The sequence below is a fragment of the Vibrio sp. JZG10 genome, assembly GCF_054064075.1.
In genome coordinates this window covers 83,057-102,214 of the sequence record NZ_JBSUGE010000016.1, presented here as the reverse complement: position 1 = coordinate 102,214, position 19,158 = coordinate 83,057, and the positions used below count along the sequence as shown (strand labels likewise).

The following is a 19,158-nucleotide window of genomic DNA, read 5'->3' as shown; positions in this document are numbered from 1 at the left end:
TATTAAATCCTTATTGTCATTCCGTCACTTAGTGACTGTCGGTAGGCGCGAAAAGCCGGGATGAAACCAATTACAATTCCAGCGCATTGTACGAAACCTAATAGCATCCATTCATAGGGCGATAAGAGGCTTAAAGTCAGATGTATTCCATAATGCTGTTGAATGATAGGTTGCACGATGGTGAGAATGGCATATAGCCCTGCCACTCCGGTCACAATTCCGGCGGCAGTAAGTAGACTGGCTTCGCTGATCAACAATGAGAAAACATGACGAGGTCTTGCTCCCATAGCGCGCAAAATCGCCATTTCACGGCGGCGCTCCTGCAAGCTGGTTAATAAGCTGCTTAGCATGCCGAGTAATCCTGCAATCACCACAAAACCAGACACTGCCATTAAGGCTTGCTCGGCAACAGACATCATTCCCCACAATTCATGCAACGCAACCCCGGGCATAATCGCGCTAAGCGGTTCTTTGGGATAAGTGTTGATTTGCCTTTGTAGGGCGAAAGTCTGAATACGAGATTTCAAACCGACCAGCATCGCGGTAATTTGCTTGGGCTGAAAGTCTCTGCTTTTGAGGTCTTGTGCCTTGGGTGTTGGGCCTAAACGTGCACCGCTTTCCCATCCGACGTGAATCGCTTCGATGGCTTCTAGCGAGACATGAACGGTTTTGTCGACTGGCGTGCCAGTGGGCGCAAGAATCCCGACAACTTTGAATGACAGGTTGTCATGTCGGCTAAAGCCTACATCACTAATGCCGTGGGCAATGATGATTTCACTACCGACGTGATACCCCAGCTGTTTTGCGACATCAGAACCGAGCACGGTTTCAAATAAACCATTGAATTCTAGGCCTTCTGAAAAGGTTAGTGATTGCTTACTTCCGAATTTATAGTGTTCAAAATAGCTGTGGTTGGTTCCCATGACTCGGAACCCTTTGTGCGAGTCGCCAAGTGAGATTGGAATCGCCCAATCTACTGCTCGATGATTGGCAAACTCTTGGTAGCTCTTCCAGTCAATGTTGTTGGTGGCATTGCCAATGCGAAACACAGAGTAGAGCAGCAAGTTCACTTGTCCAGAACGACCACCAATGATGAGGTCGGTGCCTGAAATTGTATTGGCGAAGCTGTCTTTTGCCTGAGTACGAATGCGTTCTACTCCTAAAAGGAGTATGACAGAAATCGCGACTGTCATGATGGTTAATATTGCCGTCGCCTTACGATTGATTAAGCTCTTCCACGCGAGCTTTGCAACAGCGCTCATGATGCGGCTCCTAGGTTAGATGCTTGGTTAATATCTGGTAGGTTAAGTGTGCGGTCAAATAAGGGCTCAAGCGTTGGATCGTGACTGACGAAGATCAGCGTAGCGTTGGCTTGATTCGTTTGCTCCATCAGGAGTTCAATAAACGCTTTACGGTTATCATGGTCTAAAGCGGAGGTTGGCTCGTCAGCAATCACTAACCCCGGATACCCAATGAGTGCTCGTGCAGCCGCAACACGTTGTTGTTGGCCAATGCTCAGTTCCGATACAGGACGCGCATGAAGCTCGCTGGGTAGGTGGAGTCTTTCAAGCAGAGCTTGAGCTTGCTCTTCTAACGTTTGAGATGGCGCTCTTGAATGAGCGCGGCCACGTCGTGTTTGACTGAATTGGCAAGGCAGTAGTACGTTTTCAAGTACGTTTAAATAAGGCAATAAATTGAACTGCTGAAAGATATAGCCAATGTGATCGGCGCGAAATTTGTCTCTTTGACTTGCACTTAAACTAACAAGGTCAGTATTCAGTACGGATAGAGAGCCTGATGTTAACGTGTTGATGCCAGTTAGTAGGGCAAGCAGCGTAGATTTACCGCAGCCACTGGGACCTTTGATAAATACGTGCTCACCTTGGGCAATATGTAACTGTGGAATATGAATGGTTGCGTGTGTTGAACCGGGCCAGACAAACTGGGCATTATTTAGCTCAACAACGTTTGACATGATTTCAGTCATACTAAATCACCAAAGCATTGGCGTGTAAGTGTGTACTTACACGCCACTCGTGTTATTTGATTACGATTTGGGAGTTATCTTTGCTCAGTTTGATGGCTGATTGCATGGTGTCAGTGAATATATTGACGTTGATTGACTCAGTCGTTGGAAATTGATTAAACCAGTCGGTTTGAATGTGACTGAGTTGGTTAACTTGGTCACAGCTGAAGCGATATTGCACCGAAAACTCACCATGTCCGCCATTTTCATGCTCCTCATGGTGAGCATCGTGACCGTCATGGTGCTCATGTTCATCATGATGTTCATTGTGGTGATCATGGTGTTCGTGCCCTTCATGATCTTGATTTGCATGGTCATCATGGTCGTGCTCGCTATGATCATGGTCTTCATGAGGGTTGCTGAGGTTATGGTTTACGTAAGCTTCTTCAATATCACAATTGGCTTGCGCGTTAATAGCAAACAGTGTGTTGCTGTCTTCTAGGGTGGCAATGGCTTGTTTAAGTGCTTGCTCTTGCTGTTCATTTTCTGGAGCATGCTCGAAACCGACCACATCGGCTCCGGGAGCAGTAATCTCCACTAACAGATCCTTTCCATCTTGGGCGATATTAAATTCGACGTGACCATGCACATGAGCACCGTGCTGACGGTATTCGTCCGCATTTGCTGCTGTCGATAAAGAGAGACCAATGACAAGCGCTAAAACATGTTTCGATGACATTTTGTGTTTCCTAATTTTGCTGGCACTAACCCGAGCAATACCGGATCAGATTTGTATTTACTAAGGTGCGACTCGCTGACACGTTAGGTGCAGGAATACGCACAAATTATGTTGAGTGTGGAATAGTTTGGAAATTAAGCAAAATAAGGCGGGGCACGAGCTGCACCACGAATGTCTTCACTATTAACAAGGCGCTGAAAGACATCATGGTATTGGATGCGCGTAAATGTTGGCGTCGATAGGGTCGGTTGAGCTTTGGCTATGCCGTGCTGAACCCCAGAAAATAGCTGGCAATGATGGTGTGTGTGGTGTTCGGGAGTCAGATCAACTTGATGAAGGATTACCGCAAAGTTCCAAGCGATCAGCAACGCGACACTGAAAAATAAAACAGTGCGATGCCAATGCTTCCGTATCTTTTGCTGGTGGTGGTACATCTGAGCTCCTCTTACTGACTGTTATAATATAACACCCATAATGAGTAAAAGTTCACTCTTTTGTTGGCTAGTGGGAAAATTTACGTCAACACATGCGATGTCGCCGAATCTGAGACAGTCTCCTTGGTGGAATCACTGAGCGTTAAACTAGGGGCAACAGAAATCTCAAGCTTTAAGTTTGGTCGCATGGCTCCTTATACTGCGTACTACGGATATTAAGGAGCCAAGCAACGAGACTAGATGTTCTGTTTAATTAGCTCGATCACCTTTGCAATTTCATCTTGCTCAAGTGCGCCTTCTTTTACAAACAGCACTTTGCCTGTTTTGTCTTGAACAATAATGGCAGAGCTTTCTTCTTTAAGATCCCAAGTGTTGGCGACTACGCCATTTTCATCCAGAACCATAGATGACCAAGGAAACTCTTTTTTGCTGTCTTGGGCTGAAGATTTCACGAACGAACCTGTCCCCCAGATTGCATCATCTTGGTTAATGATCGTAGTTGTTTGGTAGCTTTCTTGCGGGAATTGCGCGGCGGTTATTGCTGACATCAAAGGAGCGTTCATTTCTTTTGAACTGCTACGACCTGCGATTGCTTGAATAACACGAACCTTACCCTGCATATGCTGGGTTGCCCATGGTTGGTATGCCACGCCCTCACCTTGCAAAACAATCTCGCCATAAGCCGCGACCTTGGCAGAAGGAACGGTCTCACCGACAGATAGGTTGTGTGCAAACGCAAAGCTTGGCGTTATAGCCAATAGTAGAGGTAGGAGAGTCTTAGTTTTCATATTGTTATATTCCGTACGAGTTGGAAGTTTTCCAGTATATATCCAGATCTAGGAAATTTGTAGAACTGTTGATAACATTTATTTAACGTATGGGGTGGTGTAATATTGCGTTATATTTAGAATTTGCTAAAATGAACCTCGTCGCAGATTGCGCATCAAGATTGCAGAGGATAAATAAGCAATCCGTGTTTTCTCAAAGGAATTGAGGTGAGTTATGCTACGTGAGTTTGCTGTATACCGACCATTACAAGTGGCACGTTTCGTTAAAACGTTGTTCAAAGGTCAATTCTTTATTGCTGGGGTTGGATGTTTTCAGTTCGACAATGGCAAAGTTTTGCTCCCTGACGTCAACGATCAGAAAAGACTCTCCATCTTTAAAGAAGTCAACCAAGTGATTGCTTCGTTGTCTGTTTAAGAGCCCGTTGGCTTGAATTTAGTTTTCGATTTCAAAAAAGAGCGACCTATTCGGTCGCTCTTTTTGGTTTCAGTTAGTCCTAGGAACTAACTTTGTAAGCTGGGTGGAAAGCAAACACCTGTGCCACCGATACCGCAGTAACCATCAGGGTTTTTAGCCAGGTATTGCTGGTGGTAAGTTTCGGCAAAATAATACGGGCCCGCTGGCTGTATCTCAGTGGTGATATTCGCGCGTAGTTCCTCTTGCAGTGCTTGTTGATACAAGAGCTTCGATTTTTCTGCGCTTTCTTGCTGCTTCGCGGAATAAGTATAAATAGCCGAACGGTATTGTGTGCCCAAATCGTTACCTTGACGCATCCCCTGGGTTGGGTCATGTTTCTCCCAAAAAACGGCCAGTAGTTTTTCTAAGGAAATCACGCGTTCATCGAAGACGACTCGTACTACCTCTGTATGGCCTGTTTTACCCGTACACACCTCTTCATAAGTAGGATTGGGCGTATATCCACCGGCGTAGCCAACCGAAGTGGAGATAACCCCATCCAGTTGCCAAAATACGCGCTCAGCGCCCCAAAAGCAGCCCATTCCCAGCAGAATTTGTTGTTGATGCGGCTCCAATGGTGCCTTTAAGTTAGATTTATTTACAAAATGATGATCTTCAACCTGCATCGGTTGATCTCTACCTGGCAAGGCATCTTCTATACTGATCAATGTTTGTTTGTTGAGCATGGTATTTGTCCTTCAATACGTGTCTTAAATTTGCGAACTTTTTCATTTCGTCTGTATCTGATGCTGTGATGACATAGACCGCGTTAAACCTATTAATATTACAGACTTAGACTTTAATTGGCGTTATCATTATTTACGTTTACTTAACCTCATTCAGCCAAAAAAGCATGATAAAAAAAGCTCTCCTCACCATTGTTGGCCTGTTTGCCTTTTCTCATGGTGCCTATGCCGATGTTTCTTTGACTTTAAAAGGCATCGATGGCGCTTTAGAAGAGAATGTCAGTGCGTACCTGTCGTCCATTCCAGCGAAGGACTACTCCACTTCTCTGCGCTTTCAAGCGAGATTAGATCAAAGTATCACTGAAGCTCTTAATGCGCTTGGGTATTATCATGCTAAAATTTCATACTCTATTCCGGAAGGGAATGATGAGTTGATCGTCAGCATCAAGCCGGGTTTACCTGTGAAAGTGAAAGTCATGGATGTGGCCATCACCGGAGAGGCTAAAGACGATGAAGAGTTTGCAAAACTTATTGAGCGCTCTCCGCTCAAAGTTGGTCAAGTTTTGAATCAAGGCCAATACGACAGCCTTAAGTCAGGCATTCGTAACTTGGCGCTTCAGCGTGGTTACTTCAATGGTGAGTTTACGCTAAGTCGATTAGAGGTTATCCCTGATCTGAACGAAGCTAATGTCCGTTTGCACTACAGCAGTGGAATACGTTTCAATTTTGGCGACGTTTCTTTTATTGGCAACCACATCTGGGAAGACCGTGTCGCATCACTACAACCTTTTAAAGAAGGGGACCCATACAACGTTTCGAAGCTGGGCGAGTTTAACCAGAAGCTATCAAATACGGAGTGGTTTTCCTCAGTTTTTGTTGAGCCTGAATTGGATAGGCTTGATGATGGCCGAGACTTGCCAATTAAAGTGTCTTTATCTCCTGCTTCTAAGAATCAGATCGAGACGGGTATTGGTTACTCAACGGATGTCGGCGTTCGAGGAACGTTGAAGTGGAAGAAACCTTGGGTGAGCTCCCGAGGACACAGTTTCAACACCGCTTTATCCCTATCTAAGCCAGAGCAAACCGTGACTGCTTCTTACAAAATTCCTTTAGAAGATGTCGCTAACGATTATTATCAAGTTCAATATGGGCTTAAAAACCTAGACAACCGTGACACACAGAGTATCGAGTCTAACCTTGCAGTGGAACGTCATTGGTTAGCAGACGGTGGTTGGCATAATACCGTTTATGTTCGTCATTTGTACGAGAGCTTTACGCAAGGTTTACAAGATGATGAATTCAACTTCGTACTTCCAGGTGCGACATTTTCTCGGACTAGGGTTCGAGGGGGCAATATGCCAATGTGGGGAGACAAGCAAAGCATCACTATTGAGTATGGTGATACCGCTATGCTTTCTGAAACTAGAGTGCTCCGCTTAATTGGCTCGACTTCTTGGATTCGTGGTATTGGAGAGAATCATCGTGGTTTGTTCCGCTTAGAGGGTGGTGCGAATATTACCGATGAACTTGAAAAGCTATCACCGTCGCTGCGTTTCTTCGCTGGTGGTGACAATAATATTCGTGGTTACGGCTATGAATCTATTTCACCTGTGGATGAGAGTGGTGCTTTGACGGGTGGTAAATACATTGTTAGCAGTACATTAGAATACCAATATCGTGTTTATGGAAACTGGTGGGCTGCAACGTTTTACGATATTGGTGATGCGTTTAATGAAACACCAGATTGGAAATCAGGTGCTGGTGTTGGTATCCGCTGGGCGTCTCCGGTGGGCCCTGTTAGTTTTGATTTTGCATGGGGGTTGGATGCAAAACCAGAACGAGAGTTTCGTATCCACTTCTCATTGGGGCCTGAGCTATGATCAAAATGATGTTTAAGTGGACCAAATGGCTGTCGCTCAGTTTGATTGGCCTATTGCTGTTGCTCATCATTATTGTCGCGACAGTTTTGTTTACCCACCCAGGCCTCAAATTTGCCTTGTGGGGAGCTGAAAAAGCATTACCACAATTGCAGATTGAAAAAGTGCAGGGTTCATTGTTTCCTCGCTTCGAACTGCATAACGTCAGTTTTGTCGATGAGTCTTTGAATATCGACGCCAAAGTCGAGCGTTTAGCTTTGGCAGTGAACTTCCGCTGTTTCTTTGACCCTAAGGTCTGTGTCGATGAGTTAAGACTGCAGGGGCTTGACTTTAAGATGCCAGAGCTACCGCCAGCAAGCGAGGAGCAAGAGGAAACACCACCACTGCGTTCTATCAGTACGCCAGTGCCAATTTTTGTTAATAAAGTCAGCTTTAATGACATCAATGTCAATGTGCTGGGCAATCAAATTGATTGGCAAACATTCTCGACCGCTTTGTCGATGCAGGGTGATCGTTTGGTGATCGCACCTACCGCGTTGAAAGACATTAATGTGGCTTTAGCACCAAGTGAGGCTGAACCTGAAGCGGCTGCCGAGGAGCCGAAAGAAACTGACGTTACGCCGCAAGATATTGTGTTACCCGAAGTATGGATTCCACTGACGGTTGAAGCGCGTCGTCTTGATATTCACAATTTCAAACTGGCGGGTGAAACGCCAGTGATCGTCAATCATCTTGGTTTGGTTGCAAGAGCAGGCGGTGAACGTGTTGATGTCAAAACGTTAGAGCTCGACATGCCAGAAGTGGAAGGCAAGTTGAGCACACAAGTGACGCTTTCTTCTGATTACCCTATCAAAGCGCAATTGGACGCGTTAGTGAAGCAAGCGGATGCGAAGGGACAAAAACTGTCGCTTTCGGTCTCGGGTTCGGTTGGTGATTTGTCACTAAATGCTACGCTTTCTGAGCTTGTACAAGCGGAGATCAAAGGTGATATTCAACCGCTTAAAACACAGTTGCCGTTTGATGTCGCGATTAAAAATGTACAGGCGCAATGGCCGCTATTTGGACAAAGCGATTACCAGGTTTCTGTACCAAGCTTGGCGGCAAAAGGCTCACTTGATGGCTACGAAGTCGCATTAGAAACCAAAGCTTCGGGCAAAGATATTCCCGCCGTTGATGTCGCACTAAACGGCAAAGGTACGCTAGAGCAAATTGACCTCGAAAGCCTTGTAGTGAAAACCTTAGGGGGCGAACTCTCTGGGAAAGTCATGGCCAATTGGGCCGCGCCAATCAACTGGCAAGCTGACTTGAACCTGAAAAACATTCAACCAGGTTTACAATGGAAAGAAGCTGAAGGGGATATCAGCGGTAACCTTTCGACTTCGGGGTCGTTAACAGAACAAGGCGGTTGGCAAGTCAGTTTGCCTAAGTTAGACATTGACGGCATTTTGCGAGGGTATCCGCTGAATGTTGAAGGGCAACTTGAAGCGTCTGATAAAAACGGCAAAGGCGAAGACATCCAACTTACCACTCAGGGTTTAGCGCTTTCTCATGGTCCAAACCAACTCAGTGCAAAGGGTAAGATCGATAAGCAAATTCTGATGGATGTTGAGGTTAACTTCCCTGATTTTGCGAAAAGTGTTCCGGATCTTGCAGGTAAGATGCAAGGTAAAGTCGCACTACGTGGTAGCTTGAAAGAACCAGACATCAATCTTGATCTCGCTTTAAATCAGATAAACTGGCAGCAACAGGCGAACGTAGAAACGATCACCTTAAAGGGTGATGTGAAGCCTCTGCCAGCACCAAAAGCGAACATAAGCCTAATTGCGAACAACATTACCTATGACGACATAAAAGTTGATAGTGCTGACCTTGAAGTCTCTGGGGATGAAAAACTGCATCAACTGACGCTCGATGTAGTGTCTGACCTGGTGTCGACCAGTTTAGAAATTGAAGGGACATTCCAGCAGAAACCAAAAATGATTTGGGATGGGGCGCTGCGCCGCTTGACGCTGAGCTCGCAACAAGGCCCGTGGGCGTTGCAAAAATCGACCGCGGTGAAGGTCAATATCGACAAACAGATCGCGAACGTTCAAGCGCATTGTTGGTTGCAAGCGGAGTCGAGCGTATGTCTAACCGAAGACATTAGTGTCGGTAAGAGTGGCCAGGCGAAGTTAGCCATCAATGATTTTGATTTTGACCAAATCAAGCAATTCCTGCCGCCAGAAACCAAGCTGCAAGGCTCGGTTAATGCACAGGCTTTTGCTAAATGGGCACCAGAGAAAAAGCCTGAAGTAACCTTAAGTGTCAATATGCCAAAAGGCCAAGTTGAACAAGCGCTTGAGCAGCCAATTAAAGTCGGTTGGGAAAGCTTCAACTTTAAAGCGGCATTAGCGAAAGACAAGCTTGATGCCGAGTGGCTATTTGATGTGAAAGATAACGGTGACTTGTCTGGTAAGGTTTCTTTACTGAATGTCTCGTCTGAAAAGCCCACTATTGATGGTAAGGTTTCACTCTCTACGTTCCACTTGGATTTCTTGGCACCGTTGATAGGTGAGTACAGCTTGTTTAAAGCAAACATGAATACTGACCTAGCGATATCAGGTGACGTCATGCATCCGAAGGTGAATGGTCAGTTCTTGATTGACCAAATGAAGCTACAGGGTGAAGTCACACCGATAGATATAAACTCAGGGCAGGTCGTCATCAACTTTAAAGGTCATCAAGCGGACTTGGATGCCGGAATTTTAACCCCGGATGGTGAGTTGAACGTTACCGGTGATGCCGACTGGCAGGACTTACAGAACTGGCGCACTAAAGCGCGTGTATTTGCTAAAGAGCTCAATGTTGATTTGCCTCCAATGGTAAAAATCAAGGTTGAGCCTGACATGACAATAGATGTGACCCCTCAGCTTGCGAAAATTGAGGGTGATATTAATTTGCCATGGGGAAGAATTGTCGTCGAAGAGCTTCCACCAAGTGCGGTAGGTGTATCGAGTGATACCGTTATTCTCGATAAAAACTTGCAACCAGTGGACGATGTGGCTGCGATGCCGTTTGATGTGGAAACGAACATCAACATTAAAATTGGTGATGACTTCCAACTTGCCGCTTTTGGCTTAAAAGGTGGGTTGAAAGGGAACCTAAACGTGACACAAAAAGACAAAGGTCCTTTCATCGTTGGTGAAGTGAATGTTGTTGACGGTTCTTATCGTTCGTTTGGTCAGGACTTATTGATTGAAGAAGGTAAGATCCTGATGAATGGTCCACCAGATCAACCTTACTTGTCTATCAAAGCGATTCGTAATCCAGACAATACCCAAGATGATGTCATTGCGGGGGTACAAGTGTCGGGCCCAGCATCTGATCCGAGTATAGAAATTTTCTCAGAGCCCGCGATGAACCAAGCCAATGCACTTTCTTATCTACTTCGTGGTCAAGATATTGATGGTGAAGCCGGTGGTAATGCAATGACGACTACCTTAATTGGTTTAAGCTTGGCGAAGAGTGGTCGTGTGGTTGGTGAAATCGGTGAAGCCTTTGGCGTACAGGATTTACAGCTGGACACTGCTGGGTCGGGCGATGATTCGCAAGTGACGGTGAGTGGTTATATTCTGCCAGGTTTGCAGGTGAAATATGGTGTCGGCATCTTTAACTCCCTAGGTGAGTTCACTGTGCGTTACCGATTGATGCAAGACTTGTATTTAGAAGCAGTATCTGGTGTAGATAGCGCCGTTGACCTACTCTATCAGTTTGAGTTCGATTAAAGTGCTTTAACCTAAGCATATACAGTCATGACTAAGGAGTGGTTATGCAGCATTTGATTTTTGTCTACGGCACGTTACGCAAGGGAGATTACAACCATCAGTATTTGCGCTCGGCGCAGTTTCTTGGTTTACATGAAACGGATGCTCAATTTGCAATGTATGACTTAGGCCCTTATCCAGCGTTGTCTGATGGGCAACGCTCGATTCAAGGTGAAGTGTATCTGATTGATGATGAAACCTTATCCGAGCTAGATCAGTTGGAAGATGTGCCAGTGGAATATCGTCGAGAGAGTATCGTCACGCCGTTTGGCCAAGCTTGGATCTACTTGTATCAAGATACTGAACAACTGACCGAAGAAATCGCTTCCGGAGATTGGTGTCAAAAGGTGTGAGCTATACTGACATTATCAATAGCGACGAGCTGGTCACTAAGGAGTCATGATGAAGGTATTCGTAATTGGATTAATGGCGTTGATTCTTGCCGCATGTGCGCAAACAACCCTGCCGACCTCGAGTAATGTTACCGACTGGCAAGCGTTTGGTAAGCAGTCTGCCTTAGATGGATTAAGAGTTTTATCTGAAGATCGCATCGCTGCACTGGATGGTACTAATCATGCTACGCCTGAACTGATCATGGCCTATCAAACGGGTTATCAGCAAGGGAAGCAAGAGTATTGTGAACAAAGCGCGTATATGCTTGGTGTTATCGGGCGTCCGTATTTTGGTATTTGTGATGACCTAGACCCTTTCTTTCAGCATGACTATGACGCCGGCCGAATGTCTTCTGCAGGCGCGCCTATCTAGTTGACTTACACAAGATGAAAAGCAAAAGAGCTGCCCTAAAGCAGCTCTTTTTAATTTTGTATCAGCCGTGATGCTTATTTTTTCTGAGCGCGCTCGTAAGATTCTAGGATCTCAGCTTTAGCGGCAGCAACATCTGCCCAACCATCCACTTTCACCCATTTGCCCGCTTCAAGCTCTTTGTAACGCTCAAAGAATTGCGTGATCTGCGCTTTCAGTAGTTCTGGGATATCGTCCACATTTTGGATGTGATCGTACTCTTTCGAGATTTTGGTGTGGGGAACCGCAAACACTTTTGCGTCTTCACCTGACTCATCCGTCATCTTCAAAACGCCAACAGGACGGCAGCGAATCACTGAACCTGGCATGAGTGGGTATGGTGTTGGTACCAGTACGTCGACTGGGTCGCCATCAAGAGACAGCGTATTGTTCACGTAGCCATAGTTACATGGGTAGAACATTGGTGCAGACATGAAACGGTCGACAAATACCGCACCAGAATCTTTATCTACTTCGTACTTGATTGGATCTGCATTTGCAGGAATTTCGATCACGACATAGATATCTTCAGGCAGCGACTTGCCTGCTGGCACATGGTTTAAGCTCATTAGAATATTCCTTTTCATTAACGATGAGTCACACAAAAGCGGCTTCATCTGATGATAAATTCGCGTTTCACTTTAGCGACAAAAACGCGGCAGGTAAACACCTGCCGCGTTGGACAAAGGTCTGAAATTATTCTTCGTCGCGGTGCAGTTCAAGGAACTCTTCAACTTTGCGAACCATGTTCTTAGAACCCACAAAGAAAGGCACACGTTGGTGCAATTCGGTTGGTTTGATATCCATGATGCGATTGACGCCGTCTGATGCAATACCGCCCGCTTGCTCAATTAAGAACGCCATTGGGTTACATTCATAAAGTAGACGCAGTTTGCCCTGAGGATGGCTTTGCGTACTAGGGTAAAGGTAGATACCACCTTTCAGTAAGTTGCGGTGGAAATCAGCAACCAATGAGCCAATGTAGCGAGAAGTGTATGGACGACCGTCTTCTGGCACATTCTCTTGGCAGTACTTGATGTACTTCTTCACCCCTTGAGGGAAGCGAATGTAGTTACCTTCGTTGATCGAATAAATCTTGCCTTCTTCTGGGATCATCATGTTTTCATGAGAAAGGCAGAAGCTGCCGATAGATGGATCGTAAGTAAAGCCGTTTACGCCGTTACCCGTGGTGTAAACCAACATGGTTGATGAACCGTAAATCACGTAACCAGCGGCAACTTGCTTATGACCAGGCTGAAGGAAATCTTCTTCTGTCGCTGGTGTGCCAATAGGTGAAACACGGCGATAAATAGAGAAGATAGTACCGACAGAGACGTTCACATCGATGTTAGAAGAACCATCAAGTGGGTCCATCAGTACCACATATTTGGCGTTTTGGTTGAGCTCTTTGTTAAAAGCAACCGCTTCGTCTTCTTCCTCACTGGCAACGCCACACACTTGGTCACGAGCTTCAAGCGCGGCTTTGAACTTATCGTTCGCGTAAACATCGAGCTTTTGCTGGTCTTCACCTTGGACATTTTCCGTGCCTACAGCACCAGTGATATCACCGAGACCCGCTGCGTTGATTTCGCGGTTAACGATTTTTGCAGCTAAACGAATGGAGGCTAAAAGGGATGATAGATCACCGCTAGCGTGGGGGAAATCCGCTTGTTTTTCGACAATGAACTCGCCTAGGGTGCGCAGTCCTGACATGGTTAATCCTTACATTTTCATTTCATTGGGGGTAGTGCGCAAGTGAGCATCTCTTTATGGATGTTAAACGATTGCGCTGGATGTAAGTTTAAGTCGCAGATCTTTTTAATGGTAATGAAGTAACTGTTTGAGATCTCAATTTATTTGTAGACTTGCTTGAGGTATTCATCAGTAAGCAAGAGGTTGTACAGTCTGTGTTCAACCTTGTCATATTTGTGAAAGGGACTGCAAGAAGAAGGCTAAAGTCTCTCGCTTTTCTGGTTGTGATCGCGATAATGAAAGCATTAAAGAACGCATTACAAGGTTTAGTTTATGCACATTCATATCTTGGGTATCTGTGGCACATTTATGGGCGGCGCTGCGATTTTAGCGCGCCAATTAGGGCATAAAGTCACTGGTTCTGATGCCAACGTTTACCCACCGATGAGCACGTTGCTTGAGTCTCAAGGTATTGAAATTATTGAAGGCTTCGACCCGTCTCAACTCGACCCTCAACCAGACCTTGTGGTGATCGGTAATGCCATGAGCCGTGGTAACCCATGTGTTGAACATGTGCTCAATACCAACATGCGCTACACCTCTGGTCCGCAGTGGCTCAACGAGTTTTTGCTGCACGATCGCTGGGTATTGGCGGTATCGGGTACACACGGTAAAACGACCACGTCGAGCATGCTGGCTTGGATACTCGAAGACTGCGGTTATCAACCTGGTTTCCTAGTTGGTGGAGTACTTGGTAACTTTGGAGTCTCTGCTCGTTTGGGTGAAAGCATGTTTTTTGTCGTTGAAGCGGACGAATATGACAGTGCTTTTTTCGATAAGCGTTCTAAGTTTGTGCACTACCATCCTCGAACCTTAATCATGAACAACCTTGAGTTTGATCATGCTGACATCTTCGATGATCTAGAGGCGATCAAGCGCCAATTCCATCATTTAGTGCGAACGGTTCCCGGAAATGGCTTAATCTTAGCTCCGAAGCAAGACCAAGCTTTGGCGGATGTATTAGAGCGTGGTTGCTGGACAGAAAAGCAGTTTTCAGGTGTTGGTGGCGACTGGCAAGCGCACAAATTAGTGCTTGATGGCTCAAAATTTGACGTTGCGTTGCAAGGCGAGAAGGTTGGTACCGTCGAATGGAATTTGGTGGGTGACCATAACGTTGATAATGCGTTAATGGCGATTGCCGCCGCACGACACGTTGGTGTAACGCCGGAACTTGCTTGTCAGGCTCTGGGCCGTTTCATCAACACTAAGCGTCGTTTAGAGCTCAAAGGTGAAGAACAAGGCATCACGGTTTACGATGATTTTGCGCATCACCCAACGGCAATTGAACTCACCGTCGGTGGTTTGCGTAACAAGGTAGGCGAAAAACGCATTCTTGCCGTGTTGGAACCTCGTTCTGCCACTATGAAGCGCGGCGTGCACAAAAACACACTCGCGGATTCGCTACACAGCGCAGATGAAGTGTTCTTATTCCAACCAGACAACATCGAATGGTCGGTGCAAGATATCGCGGAACAATGTCAGCAACCTGCTTTTGTTGACGCTGACATCGATAACTTTGTAGCGAAAATCGTTGAACGTGCGCAGCCAGGTGACCAAATCCTCGTGATGAGTAATGGTGGCTTTGGCGGTATTCACGGCAAGCTCCTCGAGCAACTTAAACAAAAAGTCTGATTTTATGCAAAACAAACAGCAGCAAGCAGAAAAAGCCATCACTTTAGCGTTAACTGGAGCATCTGGTGCGCCTTATGGTCTGCGCCTTTTAGAATGTTTAGTCGCGGCGGATTATCATGTCTACGTTCTGATTTCTTCGGCGGCTCGCGTTGTGATGGCAACCGAACACAACCTTAAGCTGCCAAGTGGGCCAGACGCCGCAAAGCAAGCGCTGGTGGAACATCTCAACTGTGATCCAAATAACATCACTGTTTGTGGTAAAGATGACTGGTTCTCACCAGTAGCGTCTGGCTCAGCGGCACCAAAGCAAATGGTGGTTTGCCCATGTTCAGCAGGAAGTGTTGCGGCGATCGCGCATGGTATGTCGGACAACTTGATCGAACGGGCGGCTGATGTGGTAATGAAAGAACGCGGGCAGTTGTTGCTCGTGGTTCGTGAAACGCCATTTTCAACGCTGCATCTGGAGAACATGCACAAGCTATCGCAAATGGGCGTCACCATCATGCCAGCGGCTCCGGGCTTCTACCATCAGCCAAAGAGCATTGAAGACTTAGTGGATTTTATGGTGGCGAGAATTCTCGACCACTTAGGTATTGAGCAAGGTTTAGTGCCTCGTTGGGGCTATGACCAGCGCTCGTGAGCTGATTGTGTAACCACTCAAATACCTTTACAATCCATCCAACTCATCGGGGAGCAAACCCATTTTGCATTGAGTCAATCAATGCATTTGGGCGCTGAGACCTAAGTGCTTTACTAGGGACCCGTATTACCTGAACCAGATAATGCTGGCGTAGGAATTGAGTCTGGATATTGGAAATCCTTAATAGCCGCCTCAAACCCTGTGCCGCTCAACTTATTTCTCTGAAATACTCATGGAGAGCGAGCAGTGAAACCCACTCTAAATCTGATTGCCTTAGCTGCAATCACCTCTACTTCAGCGTTTGCTGCTGAAAACACATTAACTATCTATACCTACGACTCTTTTGCTGCAGATTGGGGGCCGGGTCCTAAAATCGAGCAAGCTTTTGAAGCAAAATGTGGCTGTGACGTTAACTTCGTTGCGTTGGACGATGGTGTGTCGATCCTGAATCGTCTTCGTCTTGAAGGCGGTAATAGCAAAGCCGACATCGTGTTAGGTTTGGATAACAACCTGATGGCTGAAGCGAAGAAAACCGGTTTGCTTACTGAGCACAATGTGGATACGGCCAACACAGTGTTACCAAACGGTTGGAGCGATACGACGTTTGTACCGTACGATTACGGTTACTTCGCGTTTGTGTACAACAAAGAGAAACTGGCTAATCCGCCGAAAAGCATGAAAGAGCTGGTGGAAGCGCGCGACGATTTGAAAGTGATTTATCAAGATCCGCGTACGTCAACGCCGGGCCAAGGCTTGATGCTGTGGATGAAATCCATTTATGGCGACGATGTGACGCAAGCGTGGCAGAAGCTAGCGAGCAAAACCGTAACGGTCACGAAAGGTTGGTCAGAAGCGTATTCCATGTTCCTTAACGGCGAGTCGGACTTAGTGCTTTCTTACACTACGTCACCTGCGTACCACTTAATTGCGGAAAACGATTCAAAGTTTGCGACGGCGAATTTTGCTGAAGGTCACTACATGCAAGTTGAAGTCGCCGCTAAAGTGAAAGGGGCAAAAAATTCAGAACTTGCTGATCAATTTATGAATTTCATTTTAAGTGATGAGTTCCAGTCAGCGATGCCAACGGGTAACTGGATGTACCCTGTTACTGACGTTGAGTTACCTAAAGGTTTTGAAACCTTGAGCGTTCCAAACAAGTCGTTGAGCTTTAGTGCTGATGAAGTGGCAAAAATGCGTAAGTCTTGGATTCGCGAATGGCAAAGCGCACTGATGTTTTAGCTGACGTTCCACCCCTCATCTGAATGAGATAGGTTTTACCTTTGAATTCTGTTCCAAAAATAGGTTTAGGGGTCGCGATGATCATCGCGACCTTTGTTGTTTCTGCCCTAGGTGCTTTGATTGTTCAAGCCCCTTCACTTGATGTGTCTGTGGTATGGGACGACCCGTATTATCAACATGTCACCAAGTTCAGCTTCTACCAAGCTTTTCTTTCCACATTGCTCAGTGTTGGCTTTGCCATTCCAGTTGCGCATGCGCTTTCACGTCGCCAATTTTGGGGTAAGTCATTACTGCTTAAGCTGTTTGCATCGACGCTAGTTTTGCCTGTTTTGGTTGGTGTTTTCGGGCTACTAGCGATTTATGGCAACAGCGGTTTGTTAGCGCAGTGGCTACAGAGTTTCGATAGCAAACTGCCATTTTCTATTTACGGTTTGAACGGCATTTTACTCGCCCATGTGTTCTTTAATTTACCTTACGCGGCGCGCTTGCTGTTGCAAGCATTAGAATCTATTCCTGCCGAGCAACATAAGCTGTGTGCGCATTTAGGTATGAACCATTGGAATAAGTTTCGTTGGGTGGAATGGCCGCGTTTAAGACAGCAACTTCCCCACGTTTGTGGTTTGGTATTTATGTTGTGCTTCACCAGTTTCGCCACTGTAATGGCATTGGGGGGCGGGCCAAAATCCACCACCATTGAATTGGCAATTTACCAAGCGATTAAGTTTGATTTTGATTTACAAGCTGGGGCGTTATTGGCGCTGTGGCAGATGCTGTTATGTGGACTGCTTGCGATTGGAGTGCAGAAGTTAACAAAGCCTGTTTCTATCAGTGCTGGCAGCACATCGGTACAGCAATATTTAACGAAGGATCATGGGTGGTCAAAAGCTTGGGATAGCTTTTGGGTCATAGGTGCCTTTTTACTGGTGATACCACCGTTATTGATGGTGTTACTGAGTGGCATCAACCAACAAGTTTGGACGGTGTTAACCGATGAACGTTTTTGGTCTGCGTTATTTAACTCACTCAAAGTGGCAGGGTTAGCCAGTGCGCTTGCGGTCGCTGCGGGCGTGTCCATATTGTTGACCAGTCGCCGTTGGCGGTTGCAGTACAAAAACACGCGAGCCGATCAGATTGAGCTAATCGGCACCATTATTTTGGTGACGCCAGGTTTGGTGATTAGCACCGGATTATTCTTGCTGTTGCGATCATTTACCGATGTTTTTAGCTTGGCGTTTTTTGTTGTGATTCTGGTGAACGGTTTGATGGCTTTGCCTTACGTGATCAAAACGCTGGCACAGCCAATGCTGCACATCGAGCAGCAATACCAGTATGTGTGCGCCAGTTTAGGCATGCGTGGCTGGCAACGCTTTAAAGTGGTGGAGTGGCAGGCGCTGCGCAAGCCATTCGCACATGCGTTTGCGATCAGCTTTATGTTTGCGATTGGAGATTTAAGTGCTATCGCGTTGTTTGGCGGACAAGAGTTCCGCACTTTACCTCTGTATTTATTCCAGCTGCTTGGCAGCTATCAGATGGACGCGGCTGCGGTGGTATCGGTGACCTTGTTGTTGTTGAGTGTGGGCTGCTTTGCCTTGATTGAGAAAGTATTGAAAACGAAGGAGAGAGCGTAATGTTAGTGTTGGATGATGTGCAGTACACCTACCAACGTGAGCTGTTTCGTTTTGACTTAACGATTGAGCAAGGTCAGATAGTGTCGCTGATGGGACCAAGTGGGGCTGGAAAATCGACGTTGCTAGCGTTGGTGGCTGGGTTTATCCATCCTGACCAAGGTGACATTCGGGTTGATGGTGAGTCGATTGTGCACAAAGAGCCTTATCAGCGTCCTTTCTCCATGCTGTTCCAAGAGCATAACTTGTTTTCTCACTTGTCGGTGCGTGACAACATTGGCTTAGGTTTACACCCAGGGCTAAAGCTTACGGTAGACCAAAAACGTCAGGTTGAACAAGCGGCGCAGCAAGTTGGCGTTGCAGAGTACCTCGACCGTTTGCCTGAGCACCTTTCTGGAGGGCAGCGTCAACGTGTTGCCTTGGCGCGTTGTTTTGTTCAGCCTCATCCCATGTGGCTGTTAGATGAGCCTTTCTCGGCGCTTGATCCGGTTTTACGTGAAGAGATGCTGAGCTTGGTAAAAAAACTCGCAGCAGAGCGGGGAATAACCGTATTGATGGTCACGCACCATTTAAGCGATGCCAAAGCGATTGCCAGCCACTTTGTGTTTGTGGCAGATGGTAAAGTGGAAGCCGCGGGTGATATGTCTGCATTGAGTGAACAGCATGCTAGTGAGAAGCTTGCGGCATTTATCCGAGCAGCATGCTAGTGCCTGATAGTTGCT

At 46.3% G+C, this 19,158-nt stretch carries 18 protein-coding genes and 1 riboswitch; of the genes, 10 read left to right on the top strand and 8 right to left on the bottom strand.

Annotated features, from left to right (window positions below; translation table 11 throughout):
• Positions 1 to 2: 2 nt before the first annotated feature.
• The 5 genes from ACWYVB_RS17820 to ACWYVB_RS17800 all read right to left on the bottom strand — a co-directional run bounded on the left by ACWYVB_RS17820 (position 3) and on the right by ACWYVB_RS17800 (position 3,927).
• Positions 3 to 1,262 (bottom strand): ABC transporter permease, encoded by a 1,260-nt coding sequence (locus ACWYVB_RS17820; RefSeq protein WP_457529611.1) that lies wholly within the window; start codon positions 1,260 to 1,262, stop codon positions 3 to 5.
• Positions 1,259 to 1,987: an ABC transporter ATP-binding protein gene (locus ACWYVB_RS17815; protein WP_005392341.1), complete on the bottom strand. Its 729-nt coding sequence runs from the start codon at positions 1,985 to 1,987 to the stop codon at positions 1,259 to 1,261. Before ACWYVB_RS17815 ends, ACWYVB_RS17820 begins: the two co-directional genes overlap by 4 nt.
• A gap of 52 nt (positions 1,988 to 2,039) precedes the next feature.
• A complete protein-coding gene (gene zrgA / locus ACWYVB_RS17810; protein ID WP_005392339.1) occupies positions 2,040 to 2,705 on the bottom strand; it encodes a zinc uptake protein ZrgA in 666 nt (221 codons plus the stop codon).
• Between the two features lie 134 nt (positions 2,706 to 2,839).
• A complete protein-coding gene (locus ACWYVB_RS17805; RefSeq protein ID WP_005392338.1) occupies positions 2,840 to 3,139 on the bottom strand; it encodes a DUF2607 family protein in 300 nt (99 codons plus the stop codon).
• Positions 3,140 to 3,375: 236 nt separating this feature from the next.
• Positions 3,376 to 3,927 (bottom strand): YtfJ family protein, encoded by a 552-nt coding sequence (locus tag ACWYVB_RS17800; RefSeq protein ID WP_005392336.1) that lies wholly within the window; start codon positions 3,925 to 3,927, stop codon positions 3,376 to 3,378.
• 214 nt (positions 3,928 to 4,141) lie between these two features.
• Here ACWYVB_RS17800 and ACWYVB_RS17795 point away from each other — a divergent pair, with 214 nt between their 5' ends.
• Entirely contained in the window at positions 4,142 to 4,342 is a 201-nt protein-coding gene (locus ACWYVB_RS17795; protein ID WP_005392334.1) for a DUF1107 domain-containing protein, read from the top strand.
• A gap of 86 nt (positions 4,343 to 4,428) precedes the next feature.
• Here the strand turns inward: ACWYVB_RS17795 and msrA are convergent, their stop codons facing one another.
• Entirely contained in the window at positions 4,429 to 5,067 is a 639-nt protein-coding gene (gene msrA, locus ACWYVB_RS17790; RefSeq protein ID WP_005392333.1) for a peptide-methionine (S)-S-oxide reductase MsrA, read from the bottom strand.
• Between the two features lie 167 nt (positions 5,068 to 5,234).
• Here msrA and tamA point away from each other — a divergent pair, with 167 nt between their 5' ends.
• The 4 genes from tamA to ACWYVB_RS17770 are packed head-to-tail and all read left to right on the top strand — an operon-like array spanning position 5,235 to position 11,512.
• Entirely contained in the window at positions 5,235 to 6,947 is a 1,713-nt protein-coding gene (gene tamA, locus ACWYVB_RS17785) for an autotransporter assembly complex protein TamA (protein ID WP_005392331.1), read from the top strand.
• Positions 6,944 to 10,708, top strand: a complete 3,765-nt coding sequence (gene tamB, locus ACWYVB_RS17780) for an autotransporter assembly complex protein TamB (RefSeq protein WP_457529608.1) — start codon at positions 6,944 to 6,946, stop codon at positions 10,706 to 10,708. The genes tamA and tamB overlap by 4 nt, the downstream gene beginning before the upstream one ends.
• Before the next feature lie 44 nt (positions 10,709 to 10,752).
• On the top strand, positions 10,753 to 11,100 hold the full coding sequence (locus ACWYVB_RS17775; RefSeq protein WP_457529606.1) for a gamma-glutamylcyclotransferase family protein: 348 nt from the start codon (positions 10,753 to 10,755) through the stop codon (positions 11,098 to 11,100).
• 49 nt (positions 11,101 to 11,149) lie between these two features.
• On the top strand, positions 11,150 to 11,512 hold the full coding sequence (locus ACWYVB_RS17770) for a DUF2799 domain-containing protein (RefSeq protein ID WP_005392323.1): 363 nt from the start codon (positions 11,150 to 11,152) through the stop codon (positions 11,510 to 11,512).
• Positions 11,513 to 11,586: 74 nt separating this feature from the next.
• Here ACWYVB_RS17770 and ppa read toward each other — a convergent pair whose 3' ends face one another.
• Complete coding sequence (gene ppa / locus ACWYVB_RS17765) at positions 11,587 to 12,117, bottom strand: inorganic diphosphatase (RefSeq protein ID WP_046874044.1); 531 nt, start codon at positions 12,115 to 12,117, stop codon at positions 11,587 to 11,589.
• Positions 12,118 to 12,244: 127 nt separating this feature from the next.
• Positions 12,245 to 13,261: a class 1 fructose-bisphosphatase gene (gene fbp, locus ACWYVB_RS17760; RefSeq protein WP_005392321.1), complete on the bottom strand. Its 1,017-nt coding sequence runs from the start codon at positions 13,259 to 13,261 to the stop codon at positions 12,245 to 12,247.
• A 312-nt stretch (positions 13,262 to 13,573) separates the two neighbouring features.
• Between fbp and mpl the strand changes: the two genes are divergently transcribed.
• The 5 genes from mpl to thiQ all read left to right on the top strand — a co-directional run bounded on the left by mpl (position 13,574) and on the right by thiQ (position 19,143).
• A complete protein-coding gene (gene mpl / locus ACWYVB_RS17755; protein ID WP_005392320.1) occupies positions 13,574 to 14,932 on the top strand; it encodes a UDP-N-acetylmuramate:L-alanyl-gamma-D-glutamyl-meso-diaminopimelate ligase in 1,359 nt (452 codons plus the stop codon).
• Between the two features lie 4 nt (positions 14,933 to 14,936).
• Positions 14,937 to 15,572, top strand: coding sequence for a flavin prenyltransferase UbiX (locus ACWYVB_RS17750; protein WP_005392319.1), 636 nt, complete (start codon positions 14,937 to 14,939; stop codon positions 15,570 to 15,572).
• Positions 15,573 to 15,609: 37 nt separating this feature from the next.
• A riboswitch (TPP riboswitch) is annotated at positions 15,610 to 15,746 on the top strand.
• A 72-nt stretch (positions 15,747 to 15,818) separates the two neighbouring features.
• Positions 15,819 to 16,811, top strand: a complete 993-nt coding sequence (thiB, locus tag ACWYVB_RS17745; RefSeq protein ID WP_005392316.1) for a thiamine ABC transporter substrate binding subunit — start codon at positions 15,819 to 15,821, stop codon at positions 16,809 to 16,811.
• Between the two features lie 41 nt (positions 16,812 to 16,852).
• Positions 16,853 to 18,439, top strand: coding sequence for a thiamine/thiamine pyrophosphate ABC transporter permease ThiP (gene thiP / locus ACWYVB_RS17740; RefSeq protein WP_080619246.1), 1,587 nt, complete (start codon positions 16,853 to 16,855; stop codon positions 18,437 to 18,439).
• A complete protein-coding gene (gene thiQ, locus ACWYVB_RS17735; RefSeq protein ID WP_005392312.1) occupies positions 18,439 to 19,143 on the top strand; it encodes a thiamine ABC transporter ATP-binding protein in 705 nt (234 codons plus the stop codon). Before thiP ends, thiQ begins: the two co-directional genes overlap by 1 nt.
• Positions 19,144 to 19,158 lie beyond the last annotated feature (15 nt).

Coding starts and splice junctions, on each gene's coding strand:
- ACWYVB_RS17820 (WP_457529611.1), bottom strand. CDS start 1,262: ATGAGCGCTGTTGCAAAGCTCGCGTGGAAGAGCTTAATCAATCGTAAG.
- ACWYVB_RS17815 (WP_005392341.1), bottom strand. CDS start 1,987: ATGACTGAAATCATGTCAAACGTTGTTGAGCTAAATAATGCCCAGTTT.
- zrgA (WP_005392339.1), bottom strand. CDS start 2,705: ATGTCATCGAAACATGTTTTAGCGCTTGTCATTGGTCTCTCTTTATCG.
- ACWYVB_RS17805 (WP_005392338.1), bottom strand. CDS start 3,139: ATGTACCACCACCAGCAAAAGATACGGAAGCATTGGCATCGCACTGTT.
- ACWYVB_RS17800 (WP_005392336.1), bottom strand. CDS start 3,927: ATGAAAACTAAGACTCTCCTACCTCTACTATTGGCTATAACGCCAAGC.
- ACWYVB_RS17795 (WP_005392334.1), top strand. CDS start 4,142: ATGCTACGTGAGTTTGCTGTATACCGACCATTACAAGTGGCACGTTTC.
- msrA (WP_005392333.1), bottom strand. CDS start 5,067: ATGCTCAACAAACAAACATTGATCAGTATAGAAGATGCCTTGCCAGGT.
- tamA (WP_005392331.1), top strand. CDS start 5,235: ATGATAAAAAAAGCTCTCCTCACCATTGTTGGCCTGTTTGCCTTTTCT.
- tamB (WP_457529608.1), top strand. CDS start 6,944: ATGATCAAAATGATGTTTAAGTGGACCAAATGGCTGTCGCTCAGTTTG.
- ACWYVB_RS17775 (WP_457529606.1), top strand. CDS start 10,753: ATGCAGCATTTGATTTTTGTCTACGGCACGTTACGCAAGGGAGATTAC.
- ACWYVB_RS17770 (WP_005392323.1), top strand. CDS start 11,150: ATGAAGGTATTCGTAATTGGATTAATGGCGTTGATTCTTGCCGCATGT.
- ppa (WP_046874044.1), bottom strand. CDS start 12,117: ATGAGCTTAAACCATGTGCCAGCAGGCAAGTCGCTGCCTGAAGATATC.
- fbp (WP_005392321.1), bottom strand. CDS start 13,261: ATGTCAGGACTGCGCACCCTAGGCGAGTTCATTGTCGAAAAACAAGCG.
- mpl (WP_005392320.1), top strand. CDS start 13,574: ATGCACATTCATATCTTGGGTATCTGTGGCACATTTATGGGCGGCGCT.
- ACWYVB_RS17750 (WP_005392319.1), top strand. CDS start 14,937: ATGCAAAACAAACAGCAGCAAGCAGAAAAAGCCATCACTTTAGCGTTA.
- thiQ (WP_005392312.1), top strand. CDS start 18,439: ATGTTAGTGTTGGATGATGTGCAGTACACCTACCAACGTGAGCTGTTT.